An 18,183-nucleotide genomic window follows, 5' to 3' on the forward strand; every position below is an offset into this window, starting at 1 on the left:
TGTTGAAACAATCTTAAAATAAGGCTGGATGTAATTGTAGAATCTCAGCATAAGCTTTACCTCTGTATTCTCTTTGCTTCTTCAAGGCAGTTTCCTTAGCTTTCAAATATCCTCCTTTATGATAGCGTTGGAACCAAGGCAAAACGACTAAATATCCTTCCACCAAGGAAAATTCAATTACATAATTAAAATACAAACCCACTAAAGCTGCAGTCAATGCCATAGAATTTAGTCCGTCTTTCCAATTACCATATAAAATCTGTCCACTTCCCGGTACAAATACACTCATCCACATGGCTAGTTTAGGTTTTACTTTATCCGCCTTTAGATTATATGTTTCCAAGTCAATATAATGTTGATTAGATGCTAAATTTAGATTTGTCGCATATTCATCAAACAATAATTCAAACTGATCAAAATCCTCCTTTAGAAAATAAGCTATTGATTTAAAATATTGCTTTTTCAATTTTGCTTCAGAATTATTGAAATCATTTATTGACCCTAAAGAAATAATGGCTTGGTTATATTGATTAGTACTTAGATAAGCCAAGCATTTTTTAAAAATTATTTCATTTCGTTTATCGTTATCTTTTTCTAAAAATGTGGCATTATCATAAAACCTAGCAGCCCTATCAACATCTCCAATACTAAAATAAGCATTGGCCAGTTTAAAATAGGTTTCAGCAGTAGTATTTTCTTCAAAATAGATAGCGCGTTCATAGGCCAAAACACTATTGGTGTAATTCCCCAAATTAAACTGTTCTTCCGCAAACTGAAGGGTCTCTTCAACGGTTTGAGAAAATGAAATTTGAGCCGAAAGGAAAAGGCTAGTAAGTAGAACGAATAATGTTTTCTGCATCTTTTTCAATTTCCAACCAAAAATTTTGATTATATACTTGTGCCGACTTAGCTGATCCATAAACATTACCAGCATAAAAACCGGTGGATAGCGCACCAAATATCCATCCTGAAGTCGATGAAAGTCCATCTTTATTAAAACCTCTATAAGCTTGAAAAGCACTACCACCCACTACCAATAAACTAAATATTCCATCCTTATAATTTCCGGTATAAAATTTCCCGCTACCCGGTAATACAGCCGACATCATAACAGCCACCCATGGTTTCTTGGGCTGGAAAGCTTTTGCTTGTGTTGACAAATTCTTTAAACCCGTTATGGAAGGGTGATCTGTAGCTGAAGTTTGTGGGATTTTCGTTGCTACATTTTCCCAGTTTCCTGCCATAACCTCTCTATGCAATTCATAAATTGATTTTTTTTCTCCACTTATAGGTAGCCCTTCAGAATTCTCATCAAATTTATCGAAATATTTACCTAGAATCAGCATCTGCACATATAGTTCTGACATGGGTTGTGTATAATCAGAAATTGAAGGATACAGTGATTCTGTACGGCTAACAGCCCTGTCCAATTCATTGTTTTTAAAATAGCTATTGACCAATGCAAGCTTTAAGGAGTCATTATTTTGATCAACATATAATAACCTTTCGTATTCAACAGCCGATAATTCATATTGTCCACTCTTGAACAAATAGGATGCGAATTCCTTACTCTTATCAAAGGTGTAAATATCTTGTGCTTGGGATAAATTTGTACTCAAGACTAGCAAGAAAAAGAAAATGTTAAATTTCATTGTACTACTAATGGGTCGATTAAAAGTTTGGTTTTAGGATCAATCTCATATTTTTCAGGAGATAGGGAATTACATCTTGACAAGCGGTCAAATCCATTCATCATTCCTTTCAGAACCCCTTGTTTTTTAACAGCTTCCAAGGCATAAACAGAACAAGAAGGCGTGAAAGAACATGATTGCGCATCTTGAGAAGAAATAAATGATTTGTAAAAAAGAAAAAGCCCTGAAAATACGAATTGAACTTCATTGGTATTCACATGGACATGTTCATATTGATCACTAATCTTTGTCTTTTCAGCTGAAGAAATATCATATTTGATACCGCTTAATATTTCCAATTCAGAATCAACCTGCGACCATACTTGAAAACTTATACTATTTATTATGAAGATCAATACGATACATCTCATCATTTTCCAGCTCATCAATTTTTATATTTTCAAATGTAGTGATTTTATAATATTCCTCTCCATGTAGATAAGATACTTGAATTACTTTTTTTGGAAATGGCAAGCCGTTTACACTTACATAATCTTGGTAAAATCTTTTTCCCATGATTTCACCATTGGGCTTAAACAAAACTATACCAAAGAGTTGATTATTCTTTAAAGAAAGGACTGCTTTTCCCAATTTATCTTCTAAACCTGTGGGCGGCAACCATTCAATTATAGTTTGATCTTCAGATTCCTCTATTGAATTAATATAATAACCTGATTTATCAAGTCCGTAATTCTTCAAATCACCGCTTAAGGCTAAATTGAAAATTGTGAATTTATTTGTATTGGGCGTAAAACTTTGGCTTTCAATCTTCTTATTGACCAAAACATACATTTGGGTGTCGGCCAAAACCAAAGTTTTCTTTTCAGGAAATGATACCTGGTAAACAATCTTATTGAATTCTTTATCATAATAAACTTCCCCTTTATAGAATTCAGATCCCTTTGGATTTTTGTCTTTAATAGAAAAATGGGCAGTAACCCTAAAGTAGGATTGAGAAAATGAGGAAGAACTTATTAAAAAAAAAAGGAAGACTAATACTAGTATATGTTTCATAAAAACAAATGACTATCCCTAAAAATAGGGATAGTCTTTATTAACTGATTTTTACTTAGATCTACTTTTAATAAGAAATATATGCAGGTGAAGATAATGCACCCAATAATACGGAGGTTCCTAAACCAATGAAAAAAGAAATTTTATGGTTGCTTCCTTTATCATTATTTAATAAAACAGTAAAAATACCAATTGGCCAACAGCAAAAACCCCAAGCAAATGAACCCCATTCCATTTCATCTAATGAAAATCTGTTATGACCCATCATTCCTTCTGGTCCATAGGATAGATTCATACCGGCAACCAACCCTGCATTCTCCTGATAAATATTGTGAATAGTCACATTTTCATTCATGGAAACATAAGCTTCCAATTCATTAAGCTCAGTGAATTCAGCATTAATCTTTTCCTCATTCAACTCAAATAAATCTGCGTTGTTTGCATAGCTAGAAGATGCTATAACAAAACAAGCTGCAACGGCTAGTAGTAATTTTTTCATGTTTAATGGTTTAAAAGTTATAAATTTATTACTTCCCTAAGTAACAATTAATGTTACATATTTGCAATATATTATGTAATAATTTATATAACTCTTTAAGTTTTTCGATTAAATCACAACCTTTCTCGGTATATCCATTGGCAACCTACTGAGCAATTCATAATTCAACTGATTACTTAGCTCTCCAAAACTGGCTACCGTTACATTGACCTTACCATTAGCATTGGAACCTATCATAATTACTTCATCTCCTTTCCCCACATTTTTGCATTCAGTCACATTGATAATCATCAAATTCATGTTAACAGTACTTATAACGGCAACTCTTTTCCCATTTACAATCACTCTTCCTTGGTTGCTCAACGATCGTGCAAATCCATAAGCATAGCCCACAGGAACTGTGGCTATCTTCATCTTCTTGGTTGCTTGATAGCTGGTTCCATACCCTATGAATTCGCCCACAGGAACCTCCTTAACTGACATAATCTTACTTCTCCAACTAATCACTCTTTTTAAAGGATGCTTTACCCTTCTGCTGATACCTTCCTGACCGTAACCATTACTTCTTTGATAGGCGATAAATGTCTCTTGACTAGGCCAAAATCCATATAGCAGAATTCCAATCCTGACCATATCCATCTGGGTTTCGGGATAGGACATGGCCGCTGCGGAACAGGCTGTATGCCTTCTTTTGGGGACTAATCCATTTGCCTTAAAAATATCACAAATATGTTTATACTTTTTGATTTGATCCATTACCCTAAGGTAATTGGTGATGCTTTCAGCCCCGGCATAATGAGTGCATAACCCCTCAAATTCAATAAATTCTTCATTTTCTTTCATCATCTCCATCACCTCTCCCAAATGTTCTTCTTGAAAACCCGTACGGTTCATGCCGGTTTCAACCTCCACATGTATTTTGGCTTTTTTACCTACTTTCTTGGCAAACTCAAGTGCTGCTTTCAATCTTCCTATTTCAAACACATAAAATTCCACATCATTTTCAATGGCCCATTCGGTTTCTTCATCTTCCATCCAACCCATAATCATAATAGCTGTAGATTGCTTTTTCACTTGGCAAACTTGTGCCGCCTCCTGAATGGAAAATACAGATAAATGCTTTACTCCGGCTGATTCAAACAAGGGAACCATTTCCTTTATTCCGTGACCATAAGCATTTCCTTTTAGTACTGCTGAAAGCAATACATTATTGGCCAATTTGCTTTTCACAAATCGCACGTTTTGTCTGACCGCACTTTTGCTTAAGGTAATGGTGGAAGTACTGAATATGTTTTGATTCATATTTCCCTTTTATGTTTTAAAGAAAGAAAATTGATTTATACAAAAAAAGGACAATAAGAAGTGATAATCAAATTAAAACAGTATTTACTCCATTAAAAATTGGACCTATTCAACCAACTCAAAGTTTTTCATTAATCCTATATACATTTTAAGACCCGGTTCAATAATCTCATCCGGAAAATCATAAAATTCATCATGAAGATGGGCGCAATCTTCCCCTGATCCAATACCAAAAAAACCTGTTTTATATTGGAGTTTATATTGACCAAAATCTTCACTCCACTTAAATGGGGTTTGCAATTGCTTAAATTTAACATCCATGGAAGTAGCAGATTTTTGCATAATCTCAAAAGCTTCTTCAGTATTGACGGTGGAAGGAAATACTTCAGTGTATGATATTTCACAACCTAAGCCCTCAACTTCGCAATATTTGTGGGCAAGGCTTTCTGCTTCATCAATTAAAACAGACATATCTTCATCTTTCATCGACCTTAGTGTAATTCTTACTTCCCCGTAGCCAGGGCTTGTACCAAAAGCTATTTCTCCCAACTCACTATGGATAACAGTTGCCAAGGTTAAATCCGAGAAATTAACTGTTCGATGAATTTGGGTCATTTCGGTGGTGATTTTTGCCATGGCGATGACAGGACTGATTCCATATTCGGGCTCAGCCGCATGACTTGTTTTTCCAAACAACTTAATCACCATGCCTCTTGAAGCGGCCGCAAAGGTTCCCGTTTTGGTGAATATCTCTCCTTTTGGATAATCAGGCAGATTATGCAACCCAAATAAATAGTCAAGATGTATATCAAGTTCTTTTAAGCCTTTATTGATCCTTTCTGCCCCTTCTCCTGTTTCCTCCGCAGGTTGAAAGATCAAATAAACATTACCTCTATTTAAAAGATTTTTTTTCAAATAAGAGGCAATTCCTGCCACCATGGCCATGTGCCCGTCATGACCACATTTATGAGATACATGAGGTGTTTTAGATTCATACTCCAAATGAATGGTTTCCTCAATATGCAGTGCATCTAAATCAGCTCGGAAACCTATGTTTTGACCATCTTCTTTTCCTTTGAACAAGGCTATCACACCAAATCCGCCAATATTCTCCCAGATTTCATCAGGATTAAATTCCTTAAGAAATTCCACTATAATTTTGGCAGTCTTTTCTTCCTGATTGGAAACTTCCGCATTGGCATGTAATCGATGTCTTAATTTTACAAGCTCTTCTACATCAAGCTTTAAAGCCATAAAAAATATTTTAAAACTTTATTCTACTGTTTTCTCTATATAATTGGAATTCAAGATACCCAGAGCTCCCATATATTTCACTTTAAAATTGATTAAATCCCCAACTTTTCGCTTTTTAATGTTATCCCCTAAATCTATCACGATCATATCGGAACTTGAGCCTACAATTTCAAAATCATAGCCTTCTAAAATAAGGTATTTGGGATCAATATCTAAAACCCCTATATCCAATATAGCCCTAAAACTAGTTTCACCGTATAAAGATTCATCAATTTCGGTTGTTTCACCTTGTGGATTGGCTGCCATTTCACCCATAGGTACTTTTGGCTTTTCTGTTATTTCAATTATTTCGGTAAAAAGCTCTAAACAATCATCATGCATGCCCTCGATAGTGGTTTCATCGAATAAATTTGCCCCGAAATAAAGTGTCTCCCCTATTCGAAAGTGATTTACCCCTGCAGGAATCTGTTTGTTCATGATCAACGGGATCGTAACAGAAGTACCACCAGAAACTAACGGCAACTTTCTATTAAATTTTAACTCGATAATCTGTTTGTAAAGACTTAATTGAATGAGCTTATCTTGGGAAGGCATCACGCCATGCAAACAATTTAAATTAGTGCCTATTCCCTCAATTTGAATATTGGGCAATTCAAATACTTTGGCATAGAAATCAATGAGGTGATCTCCCATCACCCCTTCTCTTAAGTCACCAGTTTCAACCATGATGATGACTTTATGCGTTTTATTTTGACGCACAGCCTCATCAGAAAGCAATTTGAGGGTATAATATTCCGTATTCATGCTCATATCCGCATATCGAACGATATCAGGAATACTTCTTTTGGCTGGCGGTTTAATGTAACAGGTCTTTACCGTAGGATCAATCTCCTTTACTTTTTGAAGGTTTTTAATCCTAGAATCATGAATTTCCCTGAAACCTAAATTGATGACCTCCTTTAGATAAAGTTCGTTACCACAGAAAAGCTTGGTGACTGCTCCCCAATCTAAGTTGTTTTCAGTAAAAAGTTTGTGTAAAAAATCAAAGTTATGTTTTAATTTATCCTTGTATAATTTTAAAAATGCCATGTTTAGTTTTTTAACCTCATCTCCAAATATTTGTTGGTGAAGCCTAGTTTCTCATATAAGAATTTGGCAGGATTTTCAGGTTCAACATGTAGGGCAATATCTCCTTTAGCTGTATTGATTGCTTTTTTCATCAGCTCTTTACCAACGCCTTTACCCCTCTGATCTGAGTGAACAGCTATGTACACCAATATGTTTTCAGGAATATAACCTGACATTCCGGTTTGATTGACTACAACTGCTCCTTTTATACTTCCACTTTCCCTAGCTAAAACAACAAACCCACCTTGATGACCAAATGAACTGAGTGCATAATCCAAACATTTCATAATATCATCTTTGGAATCACCAAATTCATCAAGATGTGTATGCAGAAAATCTGCAATCTCATTTTTTTGTAAAGTTGTTGCTGAGTCTATTGAAGTTAAAGTTTGAAATTCCATGTAGTTATTTGTTTTTAGGATATATTAGAGAGTAAGTTACGAAAATTATTGCTGAAAATAATATACCAAATACATTAGGATCTAATCCTGCGGGTAATTTAAATAAAATATCAGAAAAAGGAATGCCAATAATCTGCATTTTATTGATTGATTCTACCGCTTGACCAGGCGTCATACTTTCTAAGTTAATCCCAATAAATTCTATACTCGATTTTGCTTCACTTATAAATGTTCGTAATTCAGGCATTTTAGTTGCAGTTCCGAAGGTAATTTTATTGGCTTGCAGTAGTGCGGTAGTCAATCCACCCGCAATCATAGCCCAAAATGCCGCATTATTATTGCTCTTTTTCCAGAACAGTCCGCCCAAAATCGGGATAAAAAGACCGGACACCATAAAAGCATAGCTATATAGCATCAAGCTCAAAACATTTTCCATTGCGCTCGCGAGTAAAAGTGCAACTGCCCCAACAATTAATGTCACAATTTGAGATAGTCTGAGCTCTTTTTTATCGGAATTAAAGCGAGTGGTAAATTTTTTAATAAAATCTGATACAAAATTTCCTGACGAGGCCATCAGGCAACTATCTGCAGTTGAAAGGATAGCTGAAAAATATGCTGACATCATGATACCCAACAACCCAACAGGCAGAACAGTTGCCAACATCATCGGCAATCCTTTTTCTGGATCCGCTTGAGCAATATTTTCAGGGCCTAATGCAGCAAACATGCCTTGATCGGCTGCTACTCTGGCTAAAACGCCTAGTGCAACGCCCATAAATGCCATAATTGGCCATTCGAAAACACCTGCTATAAACCAAGCTTTTTTAGCTGTTTTAACGTCCCTACTAGCGTAAATTCTTTGATACAAAGTCATGCCCACAAACCATATTGGGATAATGGTCACTACCCAGTACACTATATCTTGCCAGCTAATATTGGTAAAGGATAACATTTCAGGATCCAAGGTTTCTTTTATAGCCGACCATCCGCCTACTGCATTGTAGGAAAGTGGAATTCCGATGAAAATCAGACCGCTTAATAAAAGAATCCATTGAATGGTATCGGTATAAATCACTGCTTTTATGCCACCCATTACGGTATAGACCACTGCAATAACGCCCATGATAATCAATGCCTGATTCAAGCCCAAATCAGGAAAAGTACCGGAAGCTAATTTTGCCCCCGCTAAAATTTGGGAACTGGTGAACCCCAAATATCCAATAGCAGAAATTAAGGCGGCCAATAATGCCGTTTTCTTATCAAAAAAGTAGGCAAACAACTGAGGCATGGTATGAAATTTTTCAAATGCCTTATTGCCCCGCACCACGGGAATTAAAAAAACGGCCGCTAACCAAGCCCCGATCAAGCCTGTAAAAAGCATCCATGAACCAGAAATCCCAATGGTAAAGCCCAGGCCGCCTAATCCGATAGAGAAACCACCCCCAACATCTGTGGCCACCACGCTTAATCCTATATGCCAGCTGGTCATTTTCCTGCCGCCCACATAGTAATCATCCATGCCTTTGTTGGATCTGAGGAAATAATACCCCACTCCTAACATGGCAATCATATAAGCAATAAAAATAGAAATATCTATAATATGCATATTCTATAAATCAATAATGATAATTGTAGTTAAACAATAAGATTGGATTAAATCTTAAACTACGAAAAATTTGGCAATCATTAAAATCCTGTGAAGGGCAAAGTTTTCTAAAAAGTTTTGATCATCAGCCTGCTCCGCCCTTAGCAGTATAAACTTTTTCTCATTAGGGGAAGCAATAAAGGAAAGCGCATCAAGTGCAATGGTTCTCATATGTATGGGTTTTAATTGAAATTAATTAAATACTAAAGTTGTGATTATTTGGGGAGATTTGCAAGAGGTGGGGATGGGGAAGTTGGAATGTAAATGGTAAGGCTATTTACCGGGAGGAATGTTAGGTATGAAATTTATTTCTTTTCATTCATAAAACTAAAAGTAAAGTCAACTTGATTTAGTCGCTTGACTTCTATCATTTTAGAATATAGCTGAGAGTGTTCAGATTTACAATATTTAACATATTCATTTTTGAATAAATCAAATTTAGAGGTTGTAGGTATTGCGAAGAAATGTCCCATCAATGAGAATTCGTAGAATCGATACTCTTTTATTATTCTTTCGTGATGTTCAGAAAAACGTATTTCAGGGTGTATAGCATCTTGTGAAGAAAAAAATATAGCACCATTAGCCGGAGTGAAATAGAATAATGGATAATCTACTAAATCATAACGAGCAAATTCACGAATGAAATTGAACTTTTCATCATGGGCGTCCCCAATCATTCTTGCTCGATCTTCTAGGAAAACCTTATAAATGGCTCGTTTAAATTGTCTTCCCATCTTTTCTTGAAAATGATTTTTCAAAGAATACTTAGGTTTTGTTCTAATTGTACGTGCATTCCAATTTATGTTAAAAAATTCAGATTTATACCTACCGATCTTTTCCCTTTCATTAGAAGCATCTAAAAGGAAAAATCGCGAAATGTTAAACACTTCTTTGAATACAAGTTCTACGGAAGGCAGATTAGGCATAGGAGAACCAAAATAATGATTACATAAATCACAGACATCTTTGCAAAGATGTTTTCCTCCTAATGATTTGGGAATAGTATGAGCTTTCTTTTCAAAAGGAACATCTTCTTCATTCCTTGAACACCAAATACATTGCTTCATAAATTATTAACTCAAGTGACTTAGTGATTATTTTTTTATAAACTTTTTATTCAACATAGTTAAGAAACACTATTTCATCTTCTCTTGGAATTTCATCTTCTTCAACACTTTCTCTTTCAATTATTTCCGTATTCAATTGTAATGTTAAAATTCCTTCATCAGCGAAATCTTCTGAAACTAACTTCCATTTAATATTCACTTTTTGACTTCCTTCAATGTTGGGCCTTAAGCAAATATCATCTGTTCTTATACTATCTTTTTGCACTAGAATTGTCTCTTCGGGCTCAAAAACTCCATTGTTGGTACCCTTGAACATGAAAGTATTATAAGTGTACTGATACAAATCATAAAATTTGTCTTGTTTAGAAACAGTATCTACAGTTACACCATCTGAATCAATATCAAAATACATTTTATAATTCTTAATTGCAGTATTTCCAATATTCTTAATTCTAATTGAAAAAACACAAGAACTCCTATTGTAGTTAGTTCCATTTATAAAATACCTTATTGGTTGAGGTTCAATATCTATTTCTCTTCTCTGCTTTCTATTTTCACTTGGTGAATATCCTAAATCGAATATTCCTCCTGTTGGAGGTTTAAAAGGTATGGTTTTGTATGTTATATATTTTTTTACCAGCTTAGGATTGAAGTCAAGGTGTGTAGTATCATCATGGAATGTTACTTTGACATCAAATGCGATTTTGTGATTGATGTTTTTGACATACCAATCAAATGTATTTTTATTTTCTTCAATTAGGTCGGAAATATCCTCCCAACAGAACAAATGGATTTCAAAAAATCCATCTTCTCGACTTTCAATATCTTTAACCCTTGCGTATTCTTCTATTAATGAGTCTTTATTGGCGGTAGTTGCGAAATAAAACTTCTTGAGTTTTGGAGTAAAGAGTCTAGCCTTTTTAATTTCGTTATCTATTTCAGATTTCTTTAGCTTACTGTTCACATAGTCGTCTTTCCCTTTACACTGAATCCCATAATAACCTATTTCATTTTTAGGTATACCATAAACATCAACTCCATGTTGGTTTTGACCAGACCTTCCGTTCTTTTTTATTTCATGGCACTCCCATATTTCTCCCCACAGCTTTTTACAGAGAGATTCAAAATCTTGCCAGTTTTCGGGTTTCCTAATTGATTTTTTCATTTTGTGGAAATATCAAAGGCTAAGGTTATGGCAAGTGCTTAATTTCAAGGCACTTACTTGTTTGATTAGCAGAAAGTGTAATTTGTTTAATTTAAGCATTTCATGATGCATTTGCTATAACCCTTGTTTTCAAACAGTTATTTTAAAGCGTTTTTTAATCTCAAAGCCAACCTTTCAGTATCCTCAGTTTCAACAATATAATTACTGACCATTGTAACAAATTCTTCCTCAACTCGATTCACGGAAGTCGCTTCTTGGACAAGACTATTAAAAAGTGCTTTGCCATCACTTTTACCCTTATTTGTTCTATTAAATTCTGATACTACTTGGTCGAGAGATTTCTTTTTAAAAAAAGAATCCCCAAAATGCCTAAAAAACTTTAAATCTAGATTTATTATCAATTTATCAAGTAAAAATTTCTCTATACTTGGTATTGGCAAAAAAGAAACATTTAACGCTTTCATTTTACCTCTATCTTTATATTTGCTTTTGTAATCTTCTTCAATATCTCCATCCAAGACACTTATTACGCTTTTGCCAAATCCTAAAAGTTCAGAGTCCAAAATATCACTATGTAAAGAAAGAGTGTTTTCCCAACCACCACTTGGTAATATGTGAATTAATTTTGAAGTGTTTAGGTCGTGTCTTCTTTGAATCCATTCAATAATTGTTCTAGCCAAATGGTCTTCTACAAGGACTAATAAGTCGTAACCATCAAAGAATGAAATGTTTCGAGTTGCGTAAGATGGATAACAAGGATTTATTACCTCAACAGTATTATCAATATGTTTCTCTAAATAATAAATATTGTTCGGAGCAATTTGTCTAACAAGTTCAACGGAATGTGTTGAAAAATATATTGCAATATTTCTCCCTTTACAATTGTCCTAAAAATTTAACTAACCTCACAAGTGCTTGTGGGTGCAAAGCAAGTTCAATTTCATCAAGGAGTACTATATAATGATCTCTGGCAGATTTTTTTATTAATTGAAAATGAATTGAGTGTAATAGTGAAATCAATAAGTTTTCTCCAGTGCTTAAGCTAAACTGACTTATAATTAGGTCTTCCTCTTCATTTATCGAAAAATAAGGAGACCCTCTAAATTTAAACAAATAAAAAGCATCTTTTGCTTTAAGTCTATAAAGTGAATTATAGTAGTTGGCATCATCTTTTAGAATAATACCCAAATTTTCCTTTACAAAATCTTCCGCAGGTGTTAGATTTTCTCTTTTTACCTTATTCGCTCTATATAAAGCTCCGTAGTTTGCATCTCTAAATCTGTTGCCGTGAATTATACTCCCTTCATAAAAACCATTAAGTCTCAAGTCGCCCTCAAAATCCCATTTGACATCATCTTTTTTGGTTGCAATCATTGAGTCACCTTCAAGATGATACTTTATGTATGCCCGTTCTGGGGTGTTTTGGAAGTAGGAAGATAAAATTTTTCTATAAAATATTGCGGAAAGAGAAGCAATTAAGGAGCTTTTGCCAGATGCATTCTTCCCTGTAATTGCATAAATACCTGGTCTTAAATTCAATGAAACATTTAGAGTTTTAATACCTCTAATATTTTTTAATTCTATATCTAATTTGTCTTTCATTTTATAACGCTTGCCACGAATTCCCTATCAGCATTCCTAATATTTATTATTCTATAGTTGATAACTAAAGTATATCATCATTTTTGATATTCCAATTTAACACAAGCTAACCGAAATAATATCCAATTGCCAAAATAATCGACTAAACTTATAAAATGTACGACCTAAGCAAATTCATAAAAGATTCTTGTGCCCATGGGCTTATCTCTTATTTTTTGATTGGCTTTATATAAGTAGGGAATAAAATGGCTCCATAAAAACTTCCCAAAAATGTTGCAGCTAGGCAGGTGGATAAATCAATCCCGATGCCTTTCCCGTTTGGATTGCAATGACAGCCTTGGTTCATTTTTGTTTTAATTCTAATAATTCATCAAGCTTATAGATTTTGTTAGAACTATCTGAAACATCTCTAAAGAATATATACTCAGATGTTTTACCGATATATAATAAATTCGAGTCAGATTTAATAGTGTCTTTATCCATTAGGATTGTGATGTCAAGTATTTTTTTATTGTTTAATATTTTATTTGCTTTCTCTTTATTATTTAGCCACAAAAACAAGATTATTAGGTTAAGTAAAAATAAAATACTCATGAATTTAATTTTACTTCTTGTTTGTTCCTTTTTATAGATGGTTATTCTTGCAAAAATTAATATAAGCCAAAGAATTCCTAATATTAATAAACCACCAAATCCGATATATTGATGATCCACTGAAAAACTACCCGCCACTAACATGATGAATACTATTAAGAATAATTGAATTGCTATGCTTATTAAAAAAACTATGGTATTAATAGGTAAAAATATATAGTCGAAAATATCTTTCTTTTTATTAAACTGAAACTTCAGTTTATGCCAAGATGACTTTACTGAGAGTAATTCATTAAAAGGTTCTTCCTCTTTATTAGATTGGGAATCTTTTTCTTGGTGGACTATTGATAGTTGTAAACCAATAAAAATCACTATTGAAGCAGACAAAGTCAAAATGAATGGGACAGTTAATGGTAAAAATGAGAATATTAATTCAGAGGTAGTTAGATAGGTATTTATATTTATGTCAAATTGACTATAATAGAAATGATAGTTTAGATAACCCAAGAATATTAATCCTCCAGAAATTAAAGGAATATTATTTTTAATTATTTCAGATTGATTCATTGCAAATAAAACGCTATACTATGATTAGTGGGGCTTAAAAAACACTAAGCTTGCCATTCGAACACAGCCACAGCAATTAATAAATTTACACATTGATTTTTAGAATCTGTTTGTTAAATTAATGAACTTACTCAATAATTCTAAACTGTCCCTCACTTTTAGACTTTGCTGATAAACTTGGAATGCGAAATCAACTAAATAAATTTCTTTATGTCTATTTATTTTAGCAGGGTCTTCATAAGGGTAATATTTAATTAACTGAGGTTTTGGATCATATACAGTTTTAAAATGCCCGATCCCATTTCTTATTTGACTATTTAAAGTGTCTAAAAAATAATCGTTAAGAAAATTGTGCTTTTTTATAATGTCTTTTTTTGTTCCATTACTTTTACTAAAATATTCAGCTAGTCTACTGCAATCTCGAATAGTTCCAAAATCGTCAATATTGCTTCGTTCAACCAAGTTAATTAAGCCAAAATAAACCGAAGAAATTCTTGAAAGGTATTCAAATTGCTCAATATACATTTCTTTTAAATCAAGAAATTCAAATGTTGATAATCCAAAATCATCTTTAAACTCTTTTGTGAAATCGTCCAAATATGAAAGGACAATTACTGGAAAGAAGCTCTTTATATTGGTTAAAAATTTCTCTACTAGCTTAACCCCTTTTATAAATTCACTCTCAATATTTATATATGTTTCAAGTTCTGATTTTAAACTCTTTAACTCATTAATTTTTGAGGAAACTTTATCAATGGTTCCGGTTTGAAGCTTTTGAGAAAAATTCGTTTGATAGTAAATTGTATCTAATCCTTTAAAAAAATCTCTATTAATTTCTTTTAAGACAACAGAGCATGCATCGAAAGTTATTATATCCAAATTAAGTTCTGTTCTAAAATTCTTTTTTGCCTCTATTAAATAATATTCCCAGTTTCTATTTTCAAATAGTTCAAAACAAGTTATCAGCTGTTCAATTTTATTATCATAAAGACCTAAAAAGGCTATAACATTTTTTTCAAACCTTTTGATATTTTCAAAACCAATTGTTGAACCAATTCCCATAAAGGGGGTTAATGCGGCAATACCGTTAGCATTACTAACTTTTAAAGCAATTGGCAGTTCAGAAGAAATACTAACAATTTGAGTTGTTTCTTCAAAACCCATAGTTACTTTATCATTGGGGAATTCAAACACGGGGTCAGCCTCCTTTGCCAGTCCTTTAAGTAATTTCCCACAGCTGTTGCAGGCTACTTTAACTACTACTGGATAAACGTAGCCAACCTGATGTCTTAATCTGATTTTGTGTCCACATGTTGAACATTCAAGAATTCCACTAATTGTCATATTGTGAGTTGATTGATTAGGTATAGCCGCTAATAAAGGGTAACAACTTTTCTATATACAAATATTATTATACAATTGATGTTAACCTGAACCTAACGGCTTTTTTAACATTCCAATTTAACACAAGCTAACCGAAATAATATAAAATTGTCAAAATAATCGACTAAACTTATAAAATATACGACCTAACTAAATCCATAAAAGATTCTTGCGCTTATGGCTAGTGCGTTATCTCTTCTTTTTTGATGGGTTTTATATAAATAGGAAAGAAAATGGCTCGATTAAACTTTAAGACTTTATATTTAAAGATTTCCCAAAAATATTTCAACCAAATAATATTTGGTACTGAGTAAATTCCACTCTTCCTGACCAAATATTATTGCTTCCTAATTGAATTTCACCCTTCCTGAGTCATTATTGACCCTTCCTGAGTGCCTTTTGGGCTTCCTGACTCATTATGGGGGCTTCCTGAGTGATTTTACCCCTTTCCTGAACCACTATTGCCCCTTCCTTAGTCATTATTACCCTTTCCTGACTGAATTTTAGGGGTTCCTGAGTAAAAATTAACCCTTCCTGACCATCAGGAAGGGTTTTGGACAATTATCGTTTGTTTAAGTATCGGCTATAATAGCCTTTTCTTCTGGCCTCATCTTTCCAAAACAAATATTTACCCGCTTCATAGATTTCATCTACCGCTTGTTTGAGATAAGTATAAGCTTTGTCCCTAGTAATTTTGGGGCTGCTATCTTCTTTTCTTTCACCATTGGCTTTGGCCAATAAACCACTTAGGTTTGAAGCTTCATTAGCGGCCTGATCCAATTTAGTTTCATCAAAATTAATGGCTGTTAACAAGGGCAAGTTCGCTAGTCCCAATGCGGCCAAGTCACTTAAATCTTGTACCAAATCAGCATTACTTGTCCCTAGTTCTATACCCTGGACTTTACTCAATAAATCAGGGCGTTTCCTAAAGGCAAAGCGAAATGCATGCTCTATTTCATTTTTCAAATCATAAGCTTTTGGGCTTACCTCATCCCACTCTTGTTGCGCTTCCTCTTTGGTGTATTGGTCCTTGTTCCACACCGATTGCGCATAGCGCAAGGCACCAATTCGAGTCTCCATTTCATCAAAATAAGCTTTGGGCACACCCACTTCTACTAATTGGGATTGGTCTTCTTTGCTCCACTCATGTAAGTCTGAGGCTTCCTGTACATAAACATCTACAGGCATGTTAGGGATTTTTGTGTCAGCTGGCTCTATAGCTGCAATAGAGTCTTTTAAGGTCTCAAAATTTTCTTTTGACATTTTATTTTTATTTTGGTTAAACATTTATTGAATTCACTATAAAAAAATTTCAACCCGAATAGTGGTTCTTTGCTATTCGGTATTAATAATTCAGCTTGAAACAAGCCAGTACCATAACTTTTAAAAATGTTGGGATTGTTTACTATGAGGAATCTAAAAAAGCTCAATAACCTTGCGTTTTAGATTGAAAACGAAATTATATGTACTAAAGTACATGAAGCAAATATATTTTCCGTTGATTTAAAGTCCAAAAAAAAAATTAGATTTTTTATAATGGGTCTTATTTACTTCTTGATATCAATCGAATGGTCTAATGTTGCCTGAATATCAACATCGATTTCATTAGAATATTTCATCAATCTTCTATTGGCCAAATCACAATAAACAGATGATATTTCACTCCCTATATAATTTCGATTAGTTAAGAGTGCCATTTTAGCGGTAGTGCCACTGCCCATAAAGCAGTCATATACAATATCATTGGGATTGCTCCAGCTTAATATGTGATCCTTAGCTAAGTTTTCTGGAAAAATTGCAGGATGTTCAAAAGCTTCTGAGTCTTTGGAGCTGTGTCCTTTACCAACGGCATACTCCCAAACATTGGTTCTCCTACCAAACTCTCCATATCCGCCTCTAGTTACTTTTTTAAGTTTGCCATTCACCAATCTTTTGGTTCCATTATCACCATTACGGCTTTCTTTATTCTTTCGGTCTTTTATTAGATTAATAGTCTTTGGAGCCCCTTTGGTGAACACAAACATATATTCAAATCCCTGCCAATATATTCGATTATTACCGCTAGCCCCTTTAGGAGGTTTTTTGAAAATCATGGTATCCATTAATCTAAAACCTTTATCCATAAAAGTTAAGGCTTGCTTAAAGCTTGTACCGGATTCGCTACCATTGCTGGTTTTATCAGACACAACCCAAACCACTACTCCGCCCTTCTTGGTGACTCTAAACAATTCACTAGCCACCTTCTCAACATCAAAGGAATATTCATGATAGTCTCTCATATCATCATAGGGAGGAGAAGTAACTGTCAGATCAACAAAACAGTCCTTCATTCTCCCCATAGTTATTAGGCAGTCTTCATTATATATATTATTGAGTTGCATTTAAAGCTATAGTTAATTAAAGCTTTAAATTAAAAAACATCAGTTAAATACTAAAGTATTGTTTAAAAAGCTTCCTTAATATCAAAGATCTATTATTCTGGGTTTAAAATCGTTGAAGGAATTTTATTAATGATCAATAGACGAAAACCGATAGAGATATTTACTAACTATATAATTTAACCACAATAGAAACAAAAGAAAACAAAAGGACAGCCATAGGCTGTTTTCAACTCTATACATCAGAAAATGAGGTAAAATTAATGAAAAAGCAATGTTTCTTTAATCCTGACTATTTGTAGGGGGGGGATTAAGAAAAAATAAAGGACATAAAAAAGCCTGACTAGTTTCCTAATCAGGCTTTGTAAATAAAAGTTGGCAACGACTTACTCTCCCACCTTTTACGGCAGTACCATCAGCGCTGGTGGGCTTAACTTCTCTGTTCGGAATGGGAAGAGGTGTACCCCACCGCTATAGTCACCATAAAGTTGTC

General features: G+C 33.8%; 20 protein-coding genes and 1 rRNA gene. All 21 read right to left on the bottom strand.

Translation table 11 applies throughout. The annotated features are described in order from the left end of the window. Positions 1-13: 13 nt before the first annotated feature. Positions 14-859 carry a tetratricopeptide repeat protein gene (locus tag ACFE0M_RS13960; protein WP_434546394.1) on the bottom strand — a complete coding sequence of 282 codons (846 nt, stop codon included), beginning with the start codon at positions 857-859 and terminating at the stop codon, positions 14-16. Beyond that, positions 828-1,652, bottom strand: a complete 825-nt coding sequence (locus ACFE0M_RS13965; RefSeq protein ID WP_434546395.1) for a hypothetical protein — start codon at positions 1,650-1,652, stop codon at positions 828-830. Before ACFE0M_RS13965 ends, ACFE0M_RS13960 begins: the two co-directional genes overlap by 32 nt. Beyond that, positions 1,649-2,065, bottom strand: coding sequence for a membrane protein insertion efficiency factor YidD (yidD, locus tag ACFE0M_RS13970; RefSeq protein ID WP_434546396.1), 417 nt, complete (start codon positions 2,063-2,065; stop codon positions 1,649-1,651). The genes ACFE0M_RS13965 and yidD overlap by 4 nt, the downstream gene beginning before the upstream one ends. Continuing rightward, positions 2,028-2,705 (bottom strand): hypothetical protein, encoded by a 678-nt coding sequence (locus ACFE0M_RS13975; RefSeq protein ID WP_434546397.1) that lies wholly within the window; start codon positions 2,703-2,705, stop codon positions 2,028-2,030. The genes yidD and ACFE0M_RS13975 overlap by 38 nt, the downstream gene beginning before the upstream one ends. 67 nt (positions 2,706-2,772) lie before the next feature. Beyond that, positions 2,773-3,204 (bottom strand): hypothetical protein, encoded by a 432-nt coding sequence (locus ACFE0M_RS13980; protein WP_434546398.1) that lies wholly within the window; start codon positions 3,202-3,204, stop codon positions 2,773-2,775. A 108-nt stretch (positions 3,205-3,312) separates the two neighbouring features. Further along, a complete protein-coding gene (gene alr / locus ACFE0M_RS13985) occupies positions 3,313-4,506 on the bottom strand; it encodes an alanine racemase (protein ID WP_434546399.1) in 1,194 nt (397 codons plus the stop codon). A 105-nt stretch (positions 4,507-4,611) separates the two neighbouring features. Beyond that, the gene (locus ACFE0M_RS13990) at positions 4,612-5,760 is read right to left on the bottom strand and encodes an amidohydrolase (protein ID WP_434546400.1); all 1,149 of its coding nucleotides are present in this window, start codon (positions 5,758-5,760) and stop codon (positions 4,612-4,614) included. A gap of 18 nt (positions 5,761-5,778) precedes the next feature. Further along, on the bottom strand, positions 5,779-6,849 hold the full coding sequence (locus ACFE0M_RS13995) for an alanine racemase (RefSeq protein WP_434546401.1): 1,071 nt from the start codon (positions 6,847-6,849) through the stop codon (positions 5,779-5,781). Positions 6,850-6,851: 2 nt separating this feature from the next. Beyond that, complete coding sequence (locus ACFE0M_RS14000; protein ID WP_085518398.1) at positions 6,852-7,289, bottom strand: GNAT family N-acetyltransferase; 438 nt, start codon at positions 7,287-7,289, stop codon at positions 6,852-6,854. A 4-nt stretch (positions 7,290-7,293) separates the two neighbouring features. Further along, positions 7,294-8,895 (bottom strand): sodium:solute symporter family protein, encoded by a 1,602-nt coding sequence (locus ACFE0M_RS14005; protein WP_434546402.1) that lies wholly within the window; start codon positions 8,893-8,895, stop codon positions 7,294-7,296. 54 nt (positions 8,896-8,949) lie between these two features. Continuing rightward, positions 8,950-9,105 (bottom strand): hypothetical protein, encoded by a 156-nt coding sequence (locus tag ACFE0M_RS14010; RefSeq protein ID WP_434546403.1) that lies wholly within the window; start codon positions 9,103-9,105, stop codon positions 8,950-8,952. A gap of 134 nt (positions 9,106-9,239) precedes the next feature. Beyond that, entirely contained in the window at positions 9,240-10,001 is a 762-nt protein-coding gene (locus ACFE0M_RS14015) for an HNH endonuclease (protein WP_434546404.1), read from the bottom strand. A gap of 46 nt (positions 10,002-10,047) precedes the next feature. Beyond that, a complete protein-coding gene (locus ACFE0M_RS14020) occupies positions 10,048-11,166 on the bottom strand; it encodes a hypothetical protein (protein ID WP_434546405.1) in 1,119 nt (372 codons plus the stop codon). 137 nt (positions 11,167-11,303) lie between these two features. Further along, on the bottom strand, positions 11,304-11,846 hold the full coding sequence (locus ACFE0M_RS14025; protein ID WP_434546406.1) for a hypothetical protein: 543 nt from the start codon (positions 11,844-11,846) through the stop codon (positions 11,304-11,306). A 196-nt stretch (positions 11,847-12,042) separates the two neighbouring features. Beyond that, positions 12,043-12,768 (bottom strand): AAA family ATPase, encoded by a 726-nt coding sequence (locus ACFE0M_RS14030; protein ID WP_434546408.1) that lies wholly within the window; start codon positions 12,766-12,768, stop codon positions 12,043-12,045. 342 nt (positions 12,769-13,110) lie between these two features. After that, on the bottom strand, positions 13,111-13,929 hold the full coding sequence (locus ACFE0M_RS14035; RefSeq protein WP_434546409.1) for a hypothetical protein: 819 nt from the start codon (positions 13,927-13,929) through the stop codon (positions 13,111-13,113). Between the two features lie 99 nt (positions 13,930-14,028). Further along, on the bottom strand, positions 14,029-15,273 hold the full coding sequence (locus ACFE0M_RS14040) for a hypothetical protein (protein WP_434546410.1): 1,245 nt from the start codon (positions 15,271-15,273) through the stop codon (positions 14,029-14,031). A 414-nt stretch (positions 15,274-15,687) separates the two neighbouring features. Beyond that, positions 15,688-15,873 carry a hypothetical protein gene (locus tag ACFE0M_RS14045; RefSeq protein ID WP_434546411.1) on the bottom strand — a complete coding sequence of 62 codons (186 nt, stop codon included), beginning with the start codon at positions 15,871-15,873 and terminating at the stop codon, positions 15,688-15,690. Continuing rightward, the gene (locus tag ACFE0M_RS14050) at positions 15,874-16,575 is read right to left on the bottom strand and encodes a hypothetical protein (RefSeq protein ID WP_434546412.1); all 702 of its coding nucleotides are present in this window, start codon (positions 16,573-16,575) and stop codon (positions 15,874-15,876) included. 284 nt (positions 16,576-16,859) lie between these two features. Next, positions 16,860-17,642 carry a DNA-methyltransferase gene (locus ACFE0M_RS14055; protein ID WP_434546413.1) on the bottom strand — a complete coding sequence of 261 codons (783 nt, stop codon included), beginning with the start codon at positions 17,640-17,642 and terminating at the stop codon, positions 16,860-16,862. A 421-nt stretch (positions 17,643-18,063) separates the two neighbouring features. After that, positions 18,064-18,175: ribosomal RNA gene (gene rrf, locus ACFE0M_RS14060) — 5S ribosomal RNA — on the bottom strand. Positions 18,176-18,183 lie beyond the last annotated feature (8 nt).

Origin of the sequence: Marivirga sp. (assembly GCF_051117495.1) — a bacterium.
GTDB lineage: Bacteria > Bacteroidota > Bacteroidia > Cytophagales > Cyclobacteriaceae > Marivirga.

Coding starts and splice junctions, on each gene's coding strand:
- ACFE0M_RS13960 (WP_434546394.1), bottom strand. CDS start 859: ATGCAGAAAACATTATTCGTTCTACTTACTAGCCTTTTCCTTTCGGCT.
- ACFE0M_RS13965 (WP_434546395.1), bottom strand. CDS start 1,652: ATGAAATTTAACATTTTCTTTTTCTTGCTAGTCTTGAGTACAAATTTA.
- yidD (WP_434546396.1), bottom strand. CDS start 2,065: ATGATGAGATGTATCGTATTGATCTTCATAATAAATAGTATAAGTTTT.
- ACFE0M_RS13975 (WP_434546397.1), bottom strand. CDS start 2,705: ATGAAACATATACTAGTATTAGTCTTCCTTTTTTTTTTAATAAGTTCT.
- ACFE0M_RS13980 (WP_434546398.1), bottom strand. CDS start 3,204: ATGAAAAAATTACTACTAGCCGTTGCAGCTTGTTTTGTTATAGCATCT.
- alr (WP_434546399.1), bottom strand. CDS start 4,506: ATGAATCAAAACATATTCAGTACTTCCACCATTACCTTAAGCAAAAGT.
- ACFE0M_RS13990 (WP_434546400.1), bottom strand. CDS start 5,760: ATGGCTTTAAAGCTTGATGTAGAAGAGCTTGTAAAATTAAGACATCGA.
- ACFE0M_RS13995 (WP_434546401.1), bottom strand. CDS start 6,849: ATGGCATTTTTAAAATTATACAAGGATAAATTAAAACATAACTTTGAT.
- ACFE0M_RS14000 (WP_085518398.1), bottom strand. CDS start 7,289: ATGGAATTTCAAACTTTAACTTCAATAGACTCAGCAACAACTTTACAA.
- ACFE0M_RS14005 (WP_434546402.1), bottom strand. CDS start 8,895: ATGCATATTATAGATATTTCTATTTTTATTGCTTATATGATTGCCATG.
- ACFE0M_RS14010 (WP_434546403.1), bottom strand. CDS start 9,105: ATGAGAACCATTGCACTTGATGCGCTTTCCTTTATTGCTTCCCCTAAT.
- ACFE0M_RS14015 (WP_434546404.1), bottom strand. CDS start 10,001: ATGAAGCAATGTATTTGGTGTTCAAGGAATGAAGAAGATGTTCCTTTT.
- ACFE0M_RS14020 (WP_434546405.1), bottom strand. CDS start 11,166: ATGAAAAAATCAATTAGGAAACCCGAAAACTGGCAAGATTTTGAATCT.
- ACFE0M_RS14030 (WP_434546408.1), bottom strand. CDS start 12,768: ATGAAAGACAAATTAGATATAGAATTAAAAAATATTAGAGGTATTAAA.
- ACFE0M_RS14035 (WP_434546409.1), bottom strand. CDS start 13,929: ATGAATCAATCTGAAATAATTAAAAATAATATTCCTTTAATTTCTGGA.
- ACFE0M_RS14040 (WP_434546410.1), bottom strand. CDS start 15,273: ATGACAATTAGTGGAATTCTTGAATGTTCAACATGTGGACACAAAATC.
- ACFE0M_RS14050 (WP_434546412.1), bottom strand. CDS start 16,575: ATGTCAAAAGAAAATTTTGAGACCTTAAAAGACTCTATTGCAGCTATA.
- ACFE0M_RS14055 (WP_434546413.1), bottom strand. CDS start 17,642: ATGAAGGACTGTTTTGTTGATCTGACAGTTACTTCTCCTCCCTATGAT.